Here is a 19,704-nt window from a genome sequence, read left to right on the forward strand (position 1 = left end):
GTCGGTGCTTTCGGTATGCCACCGCCTGCCCTCACCCCCGGCCCCTCTCCCGCACGCGGGAGAGGGGAGCAAACAGCGGGTTCGGGCAAGCGATGTCAGAACACGTTAACCGCATCGACCGCGCCGGCGGCGCGCACCACGCCATCGTCGGCGGGCGCCACGGTCTCGGCCAGCCAGGCCGGCTCGGCGCTTGCCGCCAGCGGATCCTGCGGCAGCACGCGGTGCCGCAGCACCAGCTGCGCCAGCCGCATGCGGCGCACCGAGCCGATGCGTCCGGCTTCCCAGGCCATCGCCACCGCGCTGGTCACGTGGTACAGCGCCGAGGCCGCCTGGCGCGCCAGCAGCTCGCCGTCGGCACCGGCCGCGGCGGCCTGGCCGGCCAGTCGGGCAGCGCTGGCGATGGCGCCTTCGACGACGGCGCGGGCGTCAGCCTGCATCGGGGTATCGGCCAGCAGCCCGGCCAGGTGCGCCTGCAACACCGGCAATGCCCCCTCGCGCCGGACCGCGCGCAGCACGTCGAGCGCGACGATATTGCTGGTGCCTTCCCAGATCGAGCCGAGGTGGGCGTCGCGTACCAGGCGCGGGTCGCTCCATTCCTCGATATAGCCGCAGCCGCCGCGAATCTCCATGGCGTCGCCGGTGACCTTGCGCGCGTCGCGGCAGGCGCGGAACTTGATCAGCGGGGTCAGGATGCGCATCAGCGCGTAGGCGTCGGGCTCGCCGGCGTCGGCGCGGCGCAGTGCCTCGGCGGTCTGGAACACCATGGTGCGGGCCTGCTCGGTCGGCAGCGTCAGCTTGAGCAACTGGCGACGCATCAGCGGCATGTCCTGCAGGCGCTTGCCGAAGGCCTGGCGCTCGCGGGCGATGAACAGGCCCTCGGTCAACGCGCGGCGCATCAGCCCGGCGGCGCGCACGCCGTTGGACAGGCGCGAGTTGTTGATCATGTCCGCCATCTGCACGAAGCCGCGGCCGGGCTCGCCGACCAGGTAGGCATGCGCGCCCTCCAGACGGATCTCGCCGCTGGCCATCGAGCGCGTGCCCAGCTTGTCCTTGAGCCGGATGATGCGGTAGTGGTTGGCGCTGCCGTCGGCCAGCCTGCGCGGCAGCAGGAACAGCGACACGCCCTTGTGGCCGGGCACGGCGTTGCCGGCCTCGTCTTCCACGCGCGCCAGCACCATCGCCAGCGCGGCATCGGGATTGGAGCAGAACCACTTGTCGCCATGCAGGCGCCAGCCGCCCTCGGCCGAGGCATCGCGCACCGCGCGCGTGGCGGTGGCGGCCACGTCGGAGCCGGCGCCCTGCTCGGTCATGAACATCGCGCCCTGGTACAGGTCGTCAAAGACCTGGGTGGTCAGGTTGGGCAGGAAGCGCCCGACCAGCGCCGGATCGCCGAACTTGCGCAGCGTGCGCGTCAGCGAATCGGTCATCGACAGCGGGCAGCACAGGCCGAACTCCGCTTGCACGAACAGATACGTGAGCGCGTACTTTGCCGCCGGCGGCATGGGCTTGTCCCAGCCCAGCACGCCGCCGCGGTGAGAGGCCGCGGCGAGACCGAATTCCGCAAAGGCCACGCGCTCCATCTCGACATAGGCCGGGTGCTTGTCGATGCGCTGCGCATCCACGCCGGCGCGGGTGCGGTAAGTCAGTTCCGGCGGGTTGCGGTCGGCCACGCCGGCCAGCTCGTCGAGCACGCCGCCGGCCAGCGCGCCCATGCGCTCGAGGTGCGGCAGCAGGTGGCTGAACAGGTCCGGCGGCAGGTACAGCGGCAGCAGCGCGCGCAGGTCCGGGTCGGCGGCAAACAGGCTGCCGCCGTGGCGGTCCGGCACCGGATGCGCAGCGGGCGCGGCCGGGTGTTGCTGGGGGATGTCGCGCACGGCGCTGGATGGCATGGCTGGTCTCCTGGTTTGCTTGGGCGCCGGCTTGCGGCCCCTTTGGCCTCCATTATTCAAACCCCAAGGATTTGCGTCTAATTCTAAAATTGGCTTGATCCATATAATTTCTGTATCGCCATGGAATTCCGCCACCTGCGTTACTTCCTCGTGCTGGCCGAGGAACTGCACTTCGGCCGCGCCGCGCGCCGGCTGGCCATCTCGCAGCCGCCGCTGTCGCTCAATATCCAGCAGCTCGAGGCCTCGGTCGGGGCGCGGCTGTTCGACCGCGACAGCCGCGGCGTGCGGCTGACCGCGGCCGGGCGGGCCTTCCGCGAGTCGGCCACGGCGCTGCTGGCGCAGGCCGAGGCCGCGCGGGTGCTGGCGCGCGAGATCGAAGCGGGCGCCATCGGCCGCCTGCGCGTGGGCTTTGTCGGCTCGATGCTGTACCGCGGCCTACCGCAGACGCTGCGCGAGTTCGAGGCCGCCTATCCCGGCATCCACGTGGCCCTGACCGAGCTGAATTCGCAGGAACAGGTCGACGCGCTGCTGCATGACGAACTCGACGCCGCCTTCATCCACACCGGCCGGGTGCCGGACACGCTGCAGGCCACGCTGGTGCACGCCGAGCCGTTCGTCTGCTGCCTGCCCGCCGACCATGCCCTGGCCGCGCTGGCGCAGCTGCCGCTGACATCGCTGCGCGGCGAGCCGTTCGTGCTGTTCTCGCGCAAGGCCTCGCCCGACTATTACAGCCGGATCTTCGACATGTGCGCCGCGCAAGGCTTCTTCCCGCAGATCCGGCACGAGGTGCGGCACTGGCTGTCGGTGGTGTCGCTGGTGTCGCAGGGCATGGGCGTGGCGGTGGCGCCGGCGGCGCTGGCGCGCTCGGGCATGGCGGGCGCGGCGTTCCGGCCGCTGGCCGACGCCACGGTGCGCTCCGAGGTCTATTGCGCCTGGAAGACCGCGCCAGATCATCCGGCGCGCGACCACTTTGTCGCCATGGTGGCAGGCAAGCCGGCGCAGCCGAAGCGCAGCCATAAAGAAAAAGCCACCGGTCCAGGGACCGATGGCTTGTGAAGTACGCGTGGAACGGGGTGTTCAGCGTGCCGTGAGCTTAACGCCGCTGGCTTACGGCATCCATAACGCAAATGCAGTAATTGCACGATGGCGGGCCCGGCGCGGATTCGGGGTGGCATGACCTGACCGCCGCCAGCCTCGGTGGACGCCGGCTCGCGGTCGCGGGGCGTGCTCATCGACGACCCTTAGCGGTTATCATTCGCCTCCTGCCGTGCCTGGCGCGGCAAGGCTGGCGTGCCCGCCCTTTGAGGGGGCAACGTAAAGCCTCATTTGCGATACAATGAAAACGATTTTCATTTACACACCCCGGCGCGGTCGCACCGACCGCTTGGCGGCAGGCCGCGCCACGGACTGGAAGCATGATGCGGTTGTCTGAACTTCCACGGCGCACGCCCGCCGTAGTGCAATCGGTGGACGACGCCACCCCAGGGGATCCGGTTGCGCGCCGCCTGCGCGAACTGGGCTTCGTTGCCGGCGAGCCCGTGCAGGTCATCGCCTACGGGCCGTTCGGCATGGATCCGCTGGTGGCGCAGGTAGGCTTCACGCGCTTTGCACTGCGCCGCTCGGAGGCGGCGCGCATCGGCGTGGAAATCGCCAGCGCCTCGGTCACCCGCATCGCCCCCGCCACGCAGGGCGACGAGACTGCCCAACCGTCCGCCAAGCGGACCGCCTGAGCCTTCCCCGGATTATGTCTGCAGCTGCTTCCCCCTCGGCCCTGCGCATTGCGCTGGTCGGCAATCCCAATTGCGGCAAGACCGCACTGTTCAACCGCCTGACCGGCAGCCGCCAGAAGGTGGCCAACTACGCCGGCGTCACCGTCGAGCGCAAGGAAGGCTACTTCGTGTCGCCGGCCGGACGCCAGGTGCGCATCCTGGACCTGCCCGGCGCCTACAGCCTGCATGCGGCCAGCCTGGATGAAGCGATCACGCGCGATGTCTGCCTGGGCCAGCGCGCCGGCGAAGCGCGTCCTGACCTGCTGGTGTCGGTGGTCGACGCGACCAACCTGCGCCTGCACCTGCGCTTCGTGCTGGAGTTGCGCCAGCTGGGGCTGCCGATGGTGGTGGTGCTGAATATGAGCGACGCGGCCGCGCGCCGCGGCATCCAGATCGACCGCGACAAGCTGTCGGCCGCGCTCGGCGTGCCGGTGGTCAGCACCGTGGCGGTCCGGCGCGACGGCGCCGCGGCGCTGGTCAGCCTGCTCGATGCCACGCTGCCGCCGGCCCCGCCGGCCGGCGCTGCGTCCGGCCCTGACTTCGACGTGCATGCCGAAGTCAACCGCCTGCTGTCGGCCGCGGTGAGCATGCCCGCGCGCACCGCCGCGCTGGACGACCGCATCGACCGCATCGTGCTGCACCCGGTGTTCGGCCTGCTGCTGCTGGCGGTGTTGCTGTTCCTGATGTTCCAGGCGGTGTTCTCGTGGGCCGAGCCGCTGATGGACGGCATCGAGGGCGGCGTGCACTGGGCCGGCGAGATGCTGGGCGCCTGGCTGCCCGACGGCATGCTCAAGAGCCTGCTGGTCGACGGCCTGGTCGCCGGGCTGGGCAGCGTGGTGGTGTTCCTGCCGCAGATCCTGATCCTGTTTCTGTTCATCCTGACGCTGGAGGAATCCGGCTACCTGCCGCGCGCGGCGTTCCTGCTCGACCGCCTGATGATGGGCGCGGGGCTGTCGGGGCGCTCGTTCATCCCGCTGCTGTCGAGCTTTGCCTGCGCCATCCCCGGCATCATGGCCACGCGCACCATCCAGGACCCGCGCGACCGGCTCACCACCATCCTGGTGGCACCGCTGATGACCTGCTCGGCGCGCCTGCCGGTCTATGCGCTGCTGATCGGCGCCTTTATCCCCGAGCGCACCGTGATGGGCCTGTTCAACCTGCAGGGGCTGGTGCTGTTCGCGCTCTACGTGGCCGGCATCGTCAGCGCGCTGGTGGTGGCCTATGCGCTCAAGTTCCTGCGCCGCGACCGCACCGACCATCCGCTGCTGATGGAGCTGCCGTCGTACCGCATCCCGAACCCGCGCGACATCGCCATCGGCCTGTGGGAGCGTGCCCGCATCTTCCTGTCGCGCGTCGGCAAGGTGATCCTGGCGCTGACGGTGCTGCTGTGGTTCCTGTCGACGTTCCCGTCCGCGCCCGAGGGCGCGACCGCGCCGGCGATCGACTACAGCTTTGCCGGCATGATCGGCCACGCGCTGCAGAAGGTGTTCGCGCCGGTGGGCTTCAACTGGCAGATCTGCATTGCGCTGGTGCCGGGGCTGGCCGCGCGCGAGGTCGCCGTTGGTGCGCTGGCCACCGTCTATGCGCTGTCGGGCAGCGAAGAGACCGTGGCCACGCAGCTGGCACCGATGATCGCCGCGCAATGGTCGCTGGCCACCGCGCTGTCGCTGCTGGCGTGGTACGTGTTCGCGCCGCAGTGCATCTCCACGCTGGCGGTGATCCGGCGCGAGACCGACTCCTGGAAGGTGATGGCGCTGTCTGCCGCCTACCTGACCGGGCTGGCCTACCTGGCCGCGTTCGTGACCTACCGCGTCGCGCTGATGTTCAGCTGAGGCCCGCCGCCGCCATGAGCCTCTATCAGGCCATCGAAACCCTGCTGGTCCCGCTGATCGTGCTGGCGTGCGCGGTGTCGGTGGTGTCGCGCTACGCGCCGCGCACGCGCGAGCGCGTCAAGGCGGCGCTGGCAGCGCGCCTGGGCGGCCCCGCCGCCGCGGGCTGGCGCGGCCGCCTGGCACGCTGGCTGGCCCCGCAGGCCGCGGCCGGCTGCGCCAGCGGCTGCGACGACGGCGGCTGCAATACCTGCGACGCCAATACCAGCACTCCCACCGGCCAGGACAAGCCTGCCGAGCAGGTGGTGCGCTTCGTGCGCAAGCGCTGAAGCGCTTTTTCCTCCCTTATCCTCCACGCAGAAACGGGTACGCCCGCTGCTGCCGCATGGTGCGGCAAGCGGCGGGTTGCGCGCGTCCAGGCCTCGTGGCAGGCGACGGCGTGGGCCTTTTCCAGGCCAATCCGGCGCTTCGCGAGGCTTGTTCCCATGCACGCAGAATTGGGTACGCTTTGCACGCGCGCCTGTCGGGGCATGCACGCAGGGGTCGAAAACAGCCACGCAGAAACGGGTACGCTTGCGCCTTTACCAATCATTCCTGACACACCGCATGTGTCTCCCAAAAGCGAAACGCCCTCCATCCGGAGGGCGTCTCGCCAGCTGCGGGATACCGGCGCCTACCTGACCGTACCGTAGAACACCACCTTCAGCGGCGTATTGTCGGCGATCGCGGTGCAGGTCGCGGTGATGGTGAAGTCGCCGGGTCCGGTGCCGCTGGCGCGCACCTGGTTGGGCAGCATCACCATGCTCGGGCTCAGCGACACCGGACCGGTGCTGGACCATGCCCAGTCCTTGCACGCGGTGTACTGCGCATCCTCGCCCAGGTGCTTCATGCGCGCGGTCACCTCGATCGGCATCGGTGCAAGTAGCAGCAGCGTGATCGGATCCTGGTTGTCGCCCACCAGTGCCCATAGCGGGTTTTCCGTCACCGTCAGGGTGGCGCTGCGCCGCTCGCCCAGCTTGCTGCTGACCGCGGTCACGGTCAGGCTGCCCTGCACCGGACCGGTGTCGCCGGCCAGGCTGGTGCGCACCGTGGCGTCATGCGTACCCGCGGCTTCCGTCGCGGACAGCGTCGCCGAGCTTGCCGTGTAGCTCCAGTTGCCGTCGAAATCCGCGGTCACGTCCTGGCCGTCGTGGCGCAACACGCGCGCGGTGAAGGTGTCGGGACGATTGCTGAACACCTGCAGCGCGTTGACCTCGCGCCCGCCCTTGGTGGTCACCACGCGATAGGCCGCGGCGCCGTTCTTCTGCACCGTCACCGCGATGACGCCGGCGAGGGCATGTCCGTCAGGCGCGGTCACCGACACCGAGACACTGGCGGTGGCCGCGGTCGTCGGCGAGCCGTTGCTGGCCTTCAGCGTGGCGCTGTTCTGGCTGGCCGTGACCTGGACCGCGGTGCCGCTGCTGGACCAGGCCCAGTTGGAGACGCTGGCCGACACATCGCTGCCGTTGCTGTCGAGCAGCGTCACCTTGACCGGCAGTTCCTGGCCGTCGCTCATCGACAGGCTGGTGGCGGGCATCGACAGCGTGTAGCTCAGCGCAGATGCCGGCACCACGGTGATGGTGGCCGATTGCGCAGGCAGTTGCACAGTAGTGTTGTCGGTGCCCCGGACCGTGGCCACCACCTGCACGGTGGTGGTGCCCGGCGCAACGCCCCTGACCACGGCGCTGCCCGGCGTGCCGGCGCCCGGCGTCACGGTGGCTACGGCGCTGTCGGTGCTGGTCCAGTCGAAGGTGGTGCTGGCCGATACGTCGACGCCGTTGCTGTCGACGGCCAGCGCGCTGATGGTCAGCGTGCGGCCGACACCGACCTCGCCCGAGGTCACGCTCATCTTCGCGCTATAGGTCAGCGGCGTGGTGGTGCCGCCCGAAGCCGGCGCGGCGGGCGCGCTGCTGCCACCGCCACCGCCGCATGCCGCCAGCAACAAGGCTGCGGCCGAACCCGCCAGCCAGGATGTCCACGTTCTCAGTCTCATGATTGTTCCCCCCAGTCGTGTTTTTTTCCCGCGCTATCAGCCTAGGCACAAAGTGGCCCGCGCAATACCAGCCAGAGGACTGAGGTGCAGCGCACAGAACCTCGCCGCAAGTCATCCATTCAGCGCAGTACATCGCCATTCGGCCGAGGGGAAACAGGGGCCGCCCAGGCCCCTGCCGCAGCCGGCCCCCAACCGTTTGGCGCAGCCCCTTACCACGATCCCCTGATCGGGCCACGACGGTTTGCCGCGCATGACGGCACACGCGCAAGGCTTGACCGGTTCGGGACTGGTCGACTAACCTTGCCCTTCCCATGGACCTGCGCTGCATGCGCACCCACGCGGAGCGGCCGCGGCCCCTCCCACTCCAGCCACGATGAACCGTTACACCAGCACTCCCTGCCAGGCTGCCGATGCGTCCCGCATCGCTGCCCGCGCACGCGTGCTGGCTGCCCTGGCATCGGGCCGCGCCCTGCGCGCTTCCTCGCTACTGCTAAGCCTACCGATCGGTTGCCGGGCCTAGGGCCCCGTGGCAGTTCGGCAGCCTTGCGCCACCCTTTTCCCGTTTTTCGATTTTTCATCTTCCCTTGCGAGGAAGGAGACCCCGTATGCTCGTCAATCCCGCCATCAAGTACCGCCCCGCCGCCACCGTCGACATCCCTGAGCGCACCTGGCCCGGCCGCACCATCACGCGCGCGCCGCGCTGGATGAGCACCGACCTGCGCGACGGCAACCAGGCCCTGATCGAGCCGATGAACCCGGCGCGCAAGCTGCGCTTCTTCGAACAGCTGGTGAAGATCGGCCTGAAGGAAATCGAGGTGGCGTTCCCCGCCGCGTCGCAGACCGACTTCGACTTCGTGCGCATGCTGATCGAAGAACGGCGCATCCCCGACGACGTCACCATCGTCGTGCTGACGCAGTCGCGCGAAGACCTGATCCGCCGCACCGTCGAATCCGTGCGCGGCGCGGCACGCGCCATCGTGCACCTGTACAACCCGATCGCACCGGCCTGGCGGCGCATCGTCTTCAATGCCTCGCGCGACGAGATCAAGGACGTCGCGGTATCGGGCACGCGGCTGATCAAGGCGCTGACCGATGCCATGCCCGAGACCGCGTGGACCTACGAGTATTCGCCCGAGACCTTCAGCCTGGCCGAGCTCGATTTCTCGCTGGAAGTCAGCGATGCGGTATCGGCCGCGTGGCAGGCCGGCCCGGGCCGCCCGATGATCCTGAACCTGCCGACCACGGTGGAATGCAGCACGCCCAACGTGTTCGCCGACCAGATCGAATGGATGCACCGCCGCCTCGCGCGGCGCGAGCATATCGCGTTGTCCGTGCATCCGCACAACGACCGCGGCACCGCGGTGGCAGCGGCGGAGCTGGCTTTGATGGCGGGCGCCGACCGCGTCGAGGGCTGCCTGTTCGGCAATGGCGAGCGCACCGGCAACGTCGACCTGGTGACGCTGGCGCTGAACCTCTATACGCAAGGCGTGGCGCCGCACCTCGACTTCTCCGACATCGACGCGGTGCGCCAGTGCGTGGAGCACTGCAACCAGCTGCCGGTGCACCCGCGCCATCCGTACGTAGGCGATCTGGTGTTCACCGCGTTTTCGGGGTCGCACCAGGATGCGATCCGCAAGGGCTTTGCGCAGCAGCAGCCGGACGCCATCTGGGAAGTGCCCTACCTGCCGATCGACCCGGCCGACCTGGGCCGCAGCTACGACGCGGTGATCCGCGTCAACAGCCAGTCGGGCAAGGGCGGCATGGCGTACCTGCTGGAACAGGTGCATGGCCTCTACCTGCCGCGCCGGCTGCAGATCGAGTTCAGCCGCGCGGTGCAGGCCATGACCGACGACAGCGGGCTGGAAGCGAGCGCGGACGACCTGTATGGCCTGTTCGAGCGCGAGTACCTGGCGCGCGAGGCGCCGCTGCGCTATGTCTCGCACCAGCTGGCAAGCGACAGTACCGGCGCCACCGTGATCACGGTGCAGATGGAGCGCGACGGCCAGCCCTGCAGCGTGCGCGGCAGCGGCAACGGCCCGATCGACGCCTTCATCGATGCGCTGGACCTGCCGGTACGCGTGATGGACTACCACGAGCATGCGATGAACGCAGGCGCCGACGCGAGCGCAGCGTGCTATGTCGAAGTCCGTGTGGGCGATTCGCCGACCGGGTTCGGCGCGGGCATCGACGCCAACCTCGTCACGGCTTCATTGCGTGCAGTGCTGTCGGGTGTGAACCGGCACCTGCAGGCGGGCTTTGCCGGCGGCGCTCACGCGGCCAGCGCCGCCGCGGCCTGATGCCTGAGGTGTAGCGTTTGGCAAGAAAACCGGTGTGCCCCGCCCCCACGGGGCACACCCGGAAAGACGCCCTTGCGGACGCCCACGACATGCCTGGTGCGGATCCGGACACGCGTTGCGCGCGCTCGGATCTTTCGCACAGCGTAAGCGGCAGCATCGGGCCGCGCTACGAATCATTTCGCATGTGGTTAGAAGCGATGTCCGAGGATGCATCGGTGGTGGCCGCGTTGTCGCGCCATCGCGACGCCGTGCGCTCCATTTGGTTCCGCTTGTTTTGTGTCAAGGCCACCGCCACCCCGCTCCGCCACACTGGGCGCGCCTTGATAACAAACCAAGCAGACCCATGAAAACACTGTCTCTTCGCACCGCCACCTGTTCGGCCATCGCCGCCTGCGCCATGCTCGGCGCCTTCGCCACGCCCGCGGCCGCCGCGGACGACGCCCAGGGCAACTGGATGGTGCGGCTGCGCGGCACCTACCTCGACATGGCCCACAGCTCCGATCCCGTCGGCGGCGTCGGCCGTTCGGACCGCATCACGGTCAACAACAAGTGGATCCCCGAACTCGACGTCACCTACTTCTTCACGCCGAACTTTGCCGCCGAACTGGTGCTGACGGTGCCGCAGAAGCAGAACGTCTACCTTGACGGCAACAAGATCGGCACCTTCAAGCACCTGCCGCCGACGCTGCTGATGCAGTACCACCTCATTCCCAACGGCACCTTCCGCCCGTATATCGGCGCGGGCCTGAACTTCACCCACATCTGGGGCGAGAACATCGCCAACAACTCGCTGCAGCTCGATAGCTGGAGCGTGGGCCCGGCGCTGCAGATCGGCATGGACTACAAGCTGACCAGGAACTGGTTCCTCAACGCCGACATCAAGAAGATCTGGCTGAAGAGCGATGTGAAGGCGGGGGACGTCAAGGTCTCCAAGGTAAGCCTGGATCCGTGGCTGTTCAGCGTCGGGGTGGGGTATCGATTCTGATCCTGCCGCGCGACAAAAAAGGCCGGCGTCGAAGGGGCGCCGGCCTTTTGCATTTCATGAGCGCGCGCAGCGGACCGCTACCTGAACGCCGGCTCATCAAAGCTGCGCAGCTTGCGCGAATGCAACTGCTCCACGCCGTTCTCGCGCAGGATGCGGATCGCTTCCAGGCCGATGGTCATGTGCTGGCTGACGCGCTGGCGATAGAACGCGTTGGCCATGCCGCGCAGCTTGAGTTCGCCATGCAGCGGCTTGTCCGATACGCACAGCAGGGTGCCATACGGCACGCGCAGGCGGAAGCCGTTGGCGGCCACCGCCGCGCTTTCCATGTCGATGGCGATCGCGCGCGACTGGTTGAAGCGCGCATACAGCGACTTGGACTTAAGCTCCCAGTTGCGGTCGTCGGTCGATACCACCGTGCCGGTGCGCATGCGCGTCTTCATCTCGTTGCCGGACAGCCCGGTCACGCGCGCCACGGCTTCCTGCAGCGCCACCTGGATCTCGGCGATCGGCGGCACCGGCACCCACGGCGGCAGGTCGTGGTCGAGCACGTGGTCGTCGCGCACATAGGCGTGCGCCAGCACATAGTCGCCGAGCTGCTGCGAGCGGCGCAGGCCGCCGCAGTGGCCGACCATCAGCCAGCAATGCGGGCGCAGCACGGCGAGGTGGTCGGTCATGGTCTTGGCGTTGGACGGCCCCACGCCGATATTGACCAGCGTCACGCCCAGCTTGTCGCCGCGCACCAGGTGGTAGGCCGGCATCTGCGGCAGCACGCGCGGGCGCGTGGCGTCGTCGGGTTCGGGCGCGCCCAGGTCCTGCACCACGTCGCCAGGCTCGACAAAGCGCGTGTAGCCGCCGCCATCGCCATTGCCGTTGCCATTACCCATCAGCGCGCGCCCAAGCGCGACGAACTCGTCGACATAGCGCTGGTAGTTGGTGAACAGCACGAAGCGCTGGAAGTGCTGCGGCGCCGTGCCGGTGTAGTGGTAGAGCCGCTGCAGCGCCAGGTCCACGCGCTCGGCGGGGAACAGCGACAGCGGCCAGGCTTCGCCCGGCACCGGCTCGTAGGTGCCGTTGGCAATGCCGTCATCGATGCGGTTCAGCTCCGGCAGCACGAACGAGGCCTCCAGCTCGCGCGCCTGGGTGTAGCTGATGTCGGTGGTCGAGGCCTCGATCACGAACGGCAGCGGGATCGGGCGCCGGCTCAGGCCCACCACCACCGGCACGCGGTGATAGCGCATCAGGCGCTCGATCTGGTCGCGGTAGTAGTCGGCCAGCAGGTCGGGGCGCGTCACCGTGGTGCCGTAGACGCCGGGGTACGCCACCGTGCCCCAGGAGGGGCGGCTGTCGGTGACCATGGTCTCGATGTTGACCGAGATGCCCAGGTACGGATAGCACGCGTGCGCGGCCGAGGGCAGCGGCTTGCCGCCGGCGAAGGCATCGAAGCGCGCGCGCACGGCGCCGACCGATGCATCGTAGATCTCGCGGATGCGGGCAACCGCCGCATCCGCGTCGGTGAACTCGGCGAGCTGGTCGGCCGGATGCGCGGAGGAAAAGACGGGGGCGTTCATGGCGGCCATGATACCGCGCCGGAGCGCCGCCGTGAGCGACGCCCCGGCGCGCCAGGCGCCAAATTGACGCGCCCGCGCCCGCTCGCTACACTCCGCCAATTGCGCAGCACGGCTTGCCGTGCCGTTCTCGACTCGCGGCGCCCCTGGTGGCAAGGGGCGGCGAGGGGCCGTACATGCTTTGCTGGGAGAGCCGCCAATGGAAATCCGTAACTTGTTGCCCGAAGACCTCGAGGCAGCCAGACAACTACTGATCGCCAATGGCTGGGCCCACCGCGTGGGCGGACCCGAAAAATTCGCGCGGCTGGTGGCCAATTCGCAGCGCGTGGCCGTGGCGGTAGAGAAAGGCGAGGTGGTCGGCTTTGCCCGCGCGTTGTGCGACGACGTCTGCGACGGTTTCCTGTCGATGGTGGTGGTGGCGCCCGGCCACCGCCGGCACGGCATCGGCCGCGCCCTGGTGCGGCATATCGTCGGCAGCGACCCCGATATCAGCTGGATGCTGCGGGCGGCGCGCTCGTCCGAAGCCGCCTTCTTCGGCCAGCTCGGCTTTACCCCCTCGATGGTTGCGATGGAGCGGCGCCGGCCCTGAACCACCCGGCCAGTACCACCCCGGCGCAGCGTCAGCGTCCTCCCATCTTCTGCCGGAACTCGTCGGCCGTCCCCACCTGCCGGAACAGCGGCCCGCCCGGCGCGAAGCGATCGGCGCTGGCCAGCGGCCCCACCACCACCGGTTCGAAGCCCGCATCGCGCACTAGCTGCGCCGCCACTTGCAGCGCGGCCGGGTCGTCGCCAGCGATCGGCACCGCCACCAGCCCGCCGGGCCGGTGATGCTCGCTGGCAAACTGCGCCGCGCCCATGAAGTTGAAGGCCCGCACCACGCGCGCGCCGCGCAGGTAGCGCGCCGTGGTGAGGCCGATGCCGTCGCGCCTGGCCTCGTCGGCAATGGGGCCGTCGCGGTGTTCGTAGGCGTTGGTGGCGTCGAGCACGATCTTGCCTTGCCAGGCGCCGGCATGGTCACGAGCGAGTTGCGGCAGCGCGCCATAGGGCGTGGCAAGGAACAGCACGTCCGAGAACGCAATGGCCTCGGCCACCGTGCCGGCGCGCGCAAGCGTACCCAATTCTTCGACCAGCGGCTTGAGCGCCTCCGGGTGCCGCGACGAGAACAGCACCGGATGCCCGGCCTTGACCCACAAGCCGCCCACGGTGCCGCCAATGCGGCCCGAGCCGATCACGCCGATGCGCTGCGCCGCGGCCTCGCGGGCCGGCGCCGGGCCGGGCTGGGCGCGCACGGCGCGCGGCAGTGGCGCAACCAGCAGTAGCGCCGCGGCGCCGGCGCGCAGCCAGCGGCGGCGGGTCACATTGGCAGGCATGGCAAGTCCTCCGGCAGGCGGGGCCGCCGCCCGGTACGCGTGGCAGCCCCCTGGGATGACTCTAGGCGAAAAGCCGCCGCGCGTGGCTAGCGGTCGTTGCGGATCGGGCCATACTCGGCCGGCACCCACGTATAGCCGGCGGTATCGCGGCGCACATGGCCCAGGCCCGGGAACGGCATGTGCGCGCCGCCTACCCACAACCGGCCCCTGGCGGCCTGCTCCAGGATGCGCTTGCGCGTGATCACGGCCTGGTTGCTGTCGACGTCGAACTCGATCGCCACCTGCGGCCGACGCAGCTGCAGCGCATGGTTGTGCACGATGTCGCCCCACAGCAGCAGGCTGTCGTTGCCCGAGGTGAACAGGTAGCCGCTGTGCCCCGGGGTATGCCCGTTGGCCGGCACCACGCGCACGCCGGGAACAAGTTCGGCAATGGATTCACTACGGGCGCTGCCGTTGAAGGTGCGCAGGCGCTGCGCCGCCTGGTACGGCGTGACCGCGGCACGCGCCATGGCGAACAGGCCCTGCGCCTCCTTCGGCGCGGCGGCGGCGTTGGCTTCGCTCAGCCAGTAGTCGAGGTCGGCCTTGTCGACGTAGACCGTCGCGTTCGGGAACGCGGCCTTGCCGTCCGTGGCCAGGCCGCAGGCATGGTCGCCGTGCAGATGCGTCAGCAGCACGGTATCGACCTGCTCGGGTGCATAGCCGGCGGCGCGCAGGTTCTCGCCGATGCGTCCCAGGGTCGGCCCGAAGCAGCCGGCCGCGCCGGTGTCGACCAGCACCAGGCGGCTGCCGGTATGGATCAGGTAGGCGTTGACGGCGGTCTGCATGCCCGGCGTCGAGGTCAAGAACATCCGAGCCAGCAGGCTCTGCACCTCGCGCGCGCTGGTGTACTTGAACAGCTTGGGGTCCAGGTCGATGTAGCCGTCATAGAGCGCGGTGACTTCGAGCTGGCCGACCATCATGCGGTAGTAGCCCGGCACCTGGGTCTTCTGCTGCGCCGGCGGCGTGGCGGTCTGCGCGCTGGCCAGGCCCGTGGCCAGCACGGCGCTGCCCATGGCGATGGCGATGACGGCGCGCGATGCGGCCCGGCGCAAGGCAAGTTGCAACTTCGGGCGCGGGCGCGGGCCAGAGGTAGCGGGGCGCACCATGGACTGCAGCTTCATATCCTGATCCTGTTCTGATTGGTGTTGTCGAGGAGCAGGCCGGCGCCAGCGGGCGCGCGGCCAGCGCATATCTTAGCCGCGCCTTGCCCGACAAGGCCGCAAGGGTCAAAGCGTACCTACTTCTGCGTAAAAAACGGTGCCACGTGGCACCGTTTTCCATGCATGGGAGCTTGCGCCGCCCGCTTTTTACTCGGGCTGGATATTCGCCGCCTTGATGATGCGGCCCCACTTGCCGGACTCCTGCGACTGGAACTTCGCCAGTTCCGCGGGCGTGCTGGTGAAGACTTCCGTACCGGTCGACTTGTAGAAGCCGGCGGCGCTCTCGCTGCGCGCGGCCTTCACCATCATTGCGTTGAGTTTGGCCACCACCGGCTGCGGCGTCCCAGCGGGCGCATAGGCGGCGAACCAGTAGCTCATCTCGTAGCCCTTGACGCCGGCTTCATCGATGGTCGGCACCTCCGGCGCCAGCGGCGAGCGGGCCTTGCCCGACACGCCCAGCGCGCGCAGCTTGCCGCTCTTGACCTGCGGCAGGCCGGTGGCGGTGTCGGTGATCATCATCTGGATCTGGTTGCCGAGCAGGTCGGTGATGGCCAGCGGGTTGCTCTTGTACGGCACGTGCAGCAGCTGCACCTGCGCCATCTGCTGGAACAGCTCGCCGGCAATGCGCGACGACGAACTGCCGCTGCCGAAGCTGAGCTTGCCCGGCTGCTGCCGCGCCAGCGCGATGAACTCGCCCACGGTCTTGGCCGGCACCTGCGGGTTGACCACCATGATCTGGCCGCCGCGTCCCAGCGCCGTGATGGGCGCGTAGTCCTTGACCGGGTCGTAGGGCAGCTTCTTGAACAGGTGCTCGTTGGCCGCATGCGTGGTGTTGGTGCTGATCAGCACGGTGTAGCCATCCGGCGCCGCCTTGGCCACGTCGGACGCGGCGATAAAGCCGTTGGCGCCGGGCTTGTTGTCGACCACCACGGTGACCTTGCTGTCCACCGTGATGGCCTGGCCGATGGCGCGCGCGAGCTGGTCGGTGGCGCTGCCGGCGGCAAACGGCACCACGAAGCGGATCGGCTTGTCGGGAAACTCGGCCCAGGCCTGGCCCGCGGGCAGGATCAGCGCGAGCGCGGCAACGGCCAGTGGCTTGAAGAGCGGATGCATGTGAGGTCTCCTGTTGAAATCGTTATCGGTGAAGGCAAGGGTTCAAGGGTGGTCCGAAACCCCCGGCACGAGCCGCGGCGGCACCGGGATCTCGAGCTGCAGCAGGCGGAACGACAGCGCCTTGCCGTGGGTGTCGAGGTTGAGCGCATCGTTGACGCCGCCATCGAGCACGCCGTCGAGCACGAAGTTCATCGCGCGCAGCGACGGCACCAGGTAGCGCGTGACCGCCGCGGGCCGGCGCTCGCGAAACAGATCGCGCACCGCGTCTTCGGTCACGTGCGCGACCAGGTGGTCGAAGTCGCGCGCGTCATAGGCGATCACGCTGATGTTGGAACGGTCGCCCTTGTCGCCGGTGCGGCCATGGGCGAACTGGTAGAGCGCGGCGGTGGCGGTCATGGCAGGCTCCTCAGTCGATGAAGGTATGGGTGGGCGTGACCGCGGCGCGCGGCACCAGGCACGACACCGCGTTCAGGCGCGCGCGCTGCGCCGTGCGCACGCCGCCGCCGCCGGCGGGGCCGCAGGTATAGAGCGCGTTGACCTCGCGCTGCAGCGCCTGCGCCACGGCCAGGTCGTCATGCGCGAGCGCGGCGCGCAGGCGCACGTCCTGCGCCTGCGCCTCGTGCGGCTGGGGCTGTGCCAGCATGGCGCCGGCATCGTCGGCGAGCACGCTGAGCACGCCGATCAGGTCGAAGCGGATCGGCGCGTCGTGGCCCAGCATGCGCATGCGCCGGCGCAGGATGTCGGCGGCCAGCCGCGCGCGCGCCGCGGCGTTGGGGCCGGCGTAGGAGATCTCGCCCTCGGCCAGCCAGCCGCCGTGGCTGAACACATTGGCCTTGAGCTGCGCCGGGCGCGGGTGGCCGCGCACATTGCGCACGGCCACGCGGTCCGGGCCGAGCTGCGCCACGGTGACGGCGCCGATGTCGGCCACCACGTCCGGCGTCAGGTAGGCGCACGGGTCGTGGACCTCGTACAGCAGCTGTTCCTTGACCGTGCGCAGGTCGACGCAGCCGCCGGTGTCGGCGGCCTTGAAGATCTCGATGCCGCCGTCGGCGTCGAGCTGCGCGATCGGGAAGCCCAGCGCGTGCACGTCCGGCACCTCCTTGCGGCCCGGATCGGCAAAGTAGCCGCCGGTGACCTGCGCCCCGCATTCGAGCAGGTGCCCGGCCATGGTGGCTGCGGCAAGCCGGTCCCAGTCGTCCCAGGCCCAGCCGAAGTGCGCCATCGCCGGCCCCAGTGCCAGCGCCGGGTCGGCCACGCGCCCGCACACCACCACGTCGGCCCCGGCGGCGAGGGCGTCGGCAATGCCCTGCGCGCCGATATAGGCGTTGGCGCAGACGAAGCGTCCGGCGTCGAAGGCGTCGCCGAGGATGCCGTCCAGGCGCGCGCGCCCGGCCTCGTCGGACAGGTCGTCGCCCTCGACCACCGCCACGCGCGGCGCCGCCAGGCCCAGTTCGCTGGCGAGTTGCAGCACGCGCCGCGCCGCCGCGCGCGGATTGGCGGCGCCGAAATTGCCGACGATGGCAATGCGGTGCTGCAGGCACAGGCCCAGCACCGGCGCCAGCAGCGCGTCGAGCAGCGGCTCGTAGCCCTGCGCGGAATCGTTGCGCCGCGCCAGCTGCGCCAGCGCCAGCGTGCGCTCGGCCAGGGTCTCGAAGATCAGCGCGGCCGGCTGCGCCGCGGCGATCAGCGTGCGCACCACCGGCAGCGCGGCGTCGGTACGGTCGCCGGAGAAGCCGGCGCCGGAGCCGATCAGCAAGGGAGCAGTCATGGTCGGGGGAGGCAGGGGGTGGAGGTCGATCTCATTCTAGGGTGCGTGGGCCCAGCCAAAAAACGGATTATTTGGATTAATCTATCGACTTACTGGTTAAATCCGCTGGCGCCATGAACCTGTCGGTGAAACATCTGCGCGCCTTCGTCGCGCTGGCCACCTACCGCAATTTCACGCGCGCGGCGCGCGCCTGCCACCTGTCGCAGTCGGCCTTCAGCGCGCTGGTGCAGACGCTGGAAGAGCAGGCCGGCAGCCGGCTGTTCGAACGCACCACGCGGCATGTGGAACTGAGCACGGACGGCGTGCGCTTCGAGCAGACCGCGCGCCGGCTGCTGGCCGACTTCGAGACCGCGTTCGAAGACCTGCGCGCGCACGCGGAGCGGCGCAAGGGGCGGGTCTCGATCGCGGCGCTGCCCTCGCTCGCCGGGGGTGACCTGCCGCCGCTGCTGGCGCAGTTTCGCGCGCGCTATCCGGGCATCGTGCTGGAACTGTTCGACCAGCTGGCCGATGGCTGCATCGAGCTGGTGCGGCAGGGCCGCGCCGACTTTGCGCTGGCGCCCGCGCCGGCGCAGGACGACGACCTGCGCGTCGAGCCGCTGGTGCGCGACACCTTCCACCTGGTGTGCCCGGCGGACCATGCGCTGGCGCGCAAGCGGCGCATCACGCCGGAGATGCTGGCGGGGCTGCCGTTCATCCAGCTGTCGCGCACCACCAGCGTGCGCCAGCACCTGGACGCCGCGCTGCATCCGTTGCGGCTGGCCAGCGTGATGGAGGTGGAGCACCTGGCGACGGTGGCGGCGCTGGTGCAGGCGGGCCTGGGCATCAGCGCGGTGCCGTCGCTGGCGCTGTTCCAGTTCCGGCGCGAAGGGCTGGCGATCCGGCCGTTGCAACTGCCGTCGCTGGTGCGCGATATCTGCCTGGTGCGGCTCAAGGACCGCGGCGATTCGGCCGCCGCCGCCGCGATGATCGAGTCCCTGCAGGCGTTCTACCGCGGCGGCAAGGCACCCGCGCGGCGCTGAATCGCGACGCGCACCGGTACGCAGAAATGGGTACGCTTTGGGCAGAAGACGCCGTGCGGCGCCTCAGAAGTGCCCGAGATAGCCGCCGTCGACCGCCAGCACCTGGCCGGTGACATACGACGCCGCCGGCGAGGCCAGGAACACCACCGCGCCCGCCACTTCCTGCGGCTGGCCCCAGCGGCCCAGCGCGGTGCGCTGGCGCAGCCACTCGGCCACGCCCGCGTCCTCGACCATGGGCTGGTTCGGCTCGGTGGCGAAGTAGCCGGGGGCGATCGCATTGACGGTGACGCCGTGGCGGCCCAGGTCGGCGGCCATGGCGCGCGTGAGCGCGTCCAGGCCGCCCTTGGTGGCGGGATAGAGCACGTCGCCGGCGCGCGCCACCTGGCCCGCGATCGAGCTGACATTGACGATGCGCCCGTAGCCGCCCTGGCGCATGCGCTGCGCGGCCAGGCGGCACAGCGCGTAGGGCGCCACCAGGTTGGTCTCGAGCATGGCGCGCAGGTCGCCGGCATCGAGCTGCGCCATATTGCTGCGGTTGCGCGCGCCGGCGTTGTTCACCAGGATATCGAGCCGGCCATGCTCGGCATCGATGCGGTCGAAGGCCGCCGCCACGGCGGCCTCGTCGGTGATGTCGAGCACCAGCGCCTCGGCGCTGCCGCCGCGCGCCGCCAGCGTGGCAACGGCCTCGTGCACGCGCGGCGCATTGCGGGCCACCACCAGCACATGGGCACCGGCATCGGCCAGCCCGGCGGCAATCGCCAGGCCCAGGCCCTGCGCGCCGCCGGTCACCAGCGCCACGCGGCCATGCAGCGCGAACGGGATACGGGAATCGGGGGAGGGGATAGGAGTAGCCATGCGGGCGACTATAC

Annotated in this window: 17 protein-coding genes; 8 read left to right on the forward strand and 9 right to left on the reverse strand. The window is 69.7% G+C overall.

All coding sequences use genetic code 11. The annotated features are described in order from the left end of the window. Window positions 1-95 precede the first annotated feature (95 nt). Window positions 96-1,889 (reverse strand): acyl-CoA dehydrogenase family protein, encoded by a 1,794-nt coding sequence (locus AC3FMM_RS20300; RefSeq protein WP_326346269.1) that lies wholly within the window; start codon window positions 1,887-1,889, stop codon window positions 96-98. Between the two features lie 120 nt (window positions 1,890-2,009). On the opposite strand from AC3FMM_RS20300, the gene AC3FMM_RS20305 reads away from it, so the two are divergent. The 4 genes from AC3FMM_RS20305 (at window position 2,010) to AC3FMM_RS20320 (ending at window position 5,816) form a co-directional block, all read left to right on the forward strand. Continuing rightward, window positions 2,010-2,945, forward strand: coding sequence for a LysR family transcriptional regulator (locus AC3FMM_RS20305; protein ID WP_116313696.1), 936 nt, complete (start codon window positions 2,010-2,012; stop codon window positions 2,943-2,945). A 362-nt stretch (window positions 2,946-3,307) separates the two neighbouring features. Next, entirely contained in the window at window positions 3,308-3,619 is a 312-nt protein-coding gene (locus tag AC3FMM_RS20310) for a FeoA family protein (RefSeq protein WP_115682125.1), read from the forward strand. A 14-nt stretch (window positions 3,620-3,633) separates the two neighbouring features. Further along, the gene (gene feoB, locus AC3FMM_RS20315; protein ID WP_116313697.1) at window positions 3,634-5,490 is read left to right on the forward strand and encodes a ferrous iron transport protein B; all 1,857 of its coding nucleotides are present in this window, start codon (window positions 3,634-3,636) and stop codon (window positions 5,488-5,490) included. 14 nt (window positions 5,491-5,504) lie between these two features. Then, a complete protein-coding gene (locus AC3FMM_RS20320) occupies window positions 5,505-5,816 on the forward strand; it encodes a DUF6587 family protein (protein ID WP_116313698.1) in 312 nt (103 codons plus the stop codon). A 344-nt stretch (window positions 5,817-6,160) separates the two neighbouring features. Here the strand turns inward: AC3FMM_RS20320 and AC3FMM_RS20325 are convergent, their stop codons facing one another. After that, on the reverse strand, window positions 6,161-7,519 hold the full coding sequence (locus AC3FMM_RS20325) for a hypothetical protein (protein ID WP_326346270.1): 1,359 nt from the start codon (window positions 7,517-7,519) through the stop codon (window positions 6,161-6,163). Window positions 7,520-8,124: 605 nt separating this feature from the next. On the opposite strand from AC3FMM_RS20325, the gene leuA reads away from it, so the two are divergent. Further along, window positions 8,125-9,816, forward strand: coding sequence for a 2-isopropylmalate synthase (gene leuA, locus AC3FMM_RS20330; protein ID WP_488687364.1), 1,692 nt, complete (start codon window positions 8,125-8,127; stop codon window positions 9,814-9,816). Between the two features lie 343 nt (window positions 9,817-10,159). After that, a complete protein-coding gene (locus AC3FMM_RS20335; protein WP_115682120.1) occupies window positions 10,160-10,801 on the forward strand; it encodes an OmpW/AlkL family protein in 642 nt (213 codons plus the stop codon). A 77-nt stretch (window positions 10,802-10,878) separates the two neighbouring features. Here the strand turns inward: AC3FMM_RS20335 and AC3FMM_RS20340 are convergent, their stop codons facing one another. Continuing rightward, window positions 10,879-12,378 carry an AMP nucleosidase gene (locus tag AC3FMM_RS20340; protein ID WP_115711845.1) on the reverse strand — a complete coding sequence of 500 codons (1,500 nt, stop codon included), beginning with the start codon at window positions 12,376-12,378 and terminating at the stop codon, window positions 10,879-10,881. Window positions 12,379-12,565: 187 nt separating this feature from the next. Here AC3FMM_RS20340 and AC3FMM_RS20345 point away from each other — a divergent pair, with 187 nt between their 5' ends. Beyond that, window positions 12,566-12,955: a GNAT family N-acetyltransferase gene (locus AC3FMM_RS20345; RefSeq protein WP_115682118.1), complete on the forward strand. Its 390-nt coding sequence runs from the start codon at window positions 12,566-12,568 to the stop codon at window positions 12,953-12,955. 31 nt (window positions 12,956-12,986) lie between these two features. Here AC3FMM_RS20345 and AC3FMM_RS20350 read toward each other — a convergent pair whose 3' ends face one another. The 5 genes from AC3FMM_RS20350 to AC3FMM_RS20370 form a co-directional block, all read right to left on the reverse strand. Further along, window positions 12,987-13,736: an NADPH-dependent F420 reductase gene (locus tag AC3FMM_RS20350; RefSeq protein WP_115711844.1), complete on the reverse strand. Its 750-nt coding sequence runs from the start codon at window positions 13,734-13,736 to the stop codon at window positions 12,987-12,989. Between the two features lie 86 nt (window positions 13,737-13,822). Beyond that, the gene (locus AC3FMM_RS20355; protein ID WP_473704729.1) at window positions 13,823-14,896 is read right to left on the reverse strand and encodes an MBL fold metallo-hydrolase; all 1,074 of its coding nucleotides are present in this window, start codon (window positions 14,894-14,896) and stop codon (window positions 13,823-13,825) included. Between the two features lie 186 nt (window positions 14,897-15,082). After that, the gene (locus AC3FMM_RS20360) at window positions 15,083-16,048 is read right to left on the reverse strand and encodes a Bug family tripartite tricarboxylate transporter substrate binding protein (protein ID WP_115711840.1); all 966 of its coding nucleotides are present in this window, start codon (window positions 16,046-16,048) and stop codon (window positions 15,083-15,085) included. 42 nt (window positions 16,049-16,090) lie between these two features. Further along, window positions 16,091-16,444 (reverse strand): AtuA-related protein, encoded by a 354-nt coding sequence (locus AC3FMM_RS20365; RefSeq protein ID WP_326346274.1) that lies wholly within the window; start codon window positions 16,442-16,444, stop codon window positions 16,091-16,093. 10 nt (window positions 16,445-16,454) lie between these two features. Then, on the reverse strand, window positions 16,455-17,816 hold the full coding sequence (locus AC3FMM_RS20370; RefSeq protein ID WP_488687365.1) for an acyclic terpene utilization AtuA family protein: 1,362 nt from the start codon (window positions 17,814-17,816) through the stop codon (window positions 16,455-16,457). Between the two features lie 113 nt (window positions 17,817-17,929). Between AC3FMM_RS20370 and AC3FMM_RS20375 the strand changes: the two genes are divergently transcribed. Further along, entirely contained in the window at window positions 17,930-18,835 is a 906-nt protein-coding gene (locus AC3FMM_RS20375; RefSeq protein ID WP_115682112.1) for a LysR family transcriptional regulator, read from the forward strand. Window positions 18,836-18,898: 63 nt separating this feature from the next. On the opposite strand, the gene AC3FMM_RS20380 is transcribed toward AC3FMM_RS20375, so the two are convergent. Next, window positions 18,899-19,690, reverse strand: a complete 792-nt coding sequence (locus tag AC3FMM_RS20380) for an SDR family oxidoreductase (RefSeq protein ID WP_326346275.1) — start codon at window positions 19,688-19,690, stop codon at window positions 18,899-18,901. Window positions 19,691-19,704: the final 14 nt, after the last annotated feature.

The sequence above is a fragment of the Cupriavidus sp. 207A1 genome, from assembly GCF_057798955.1.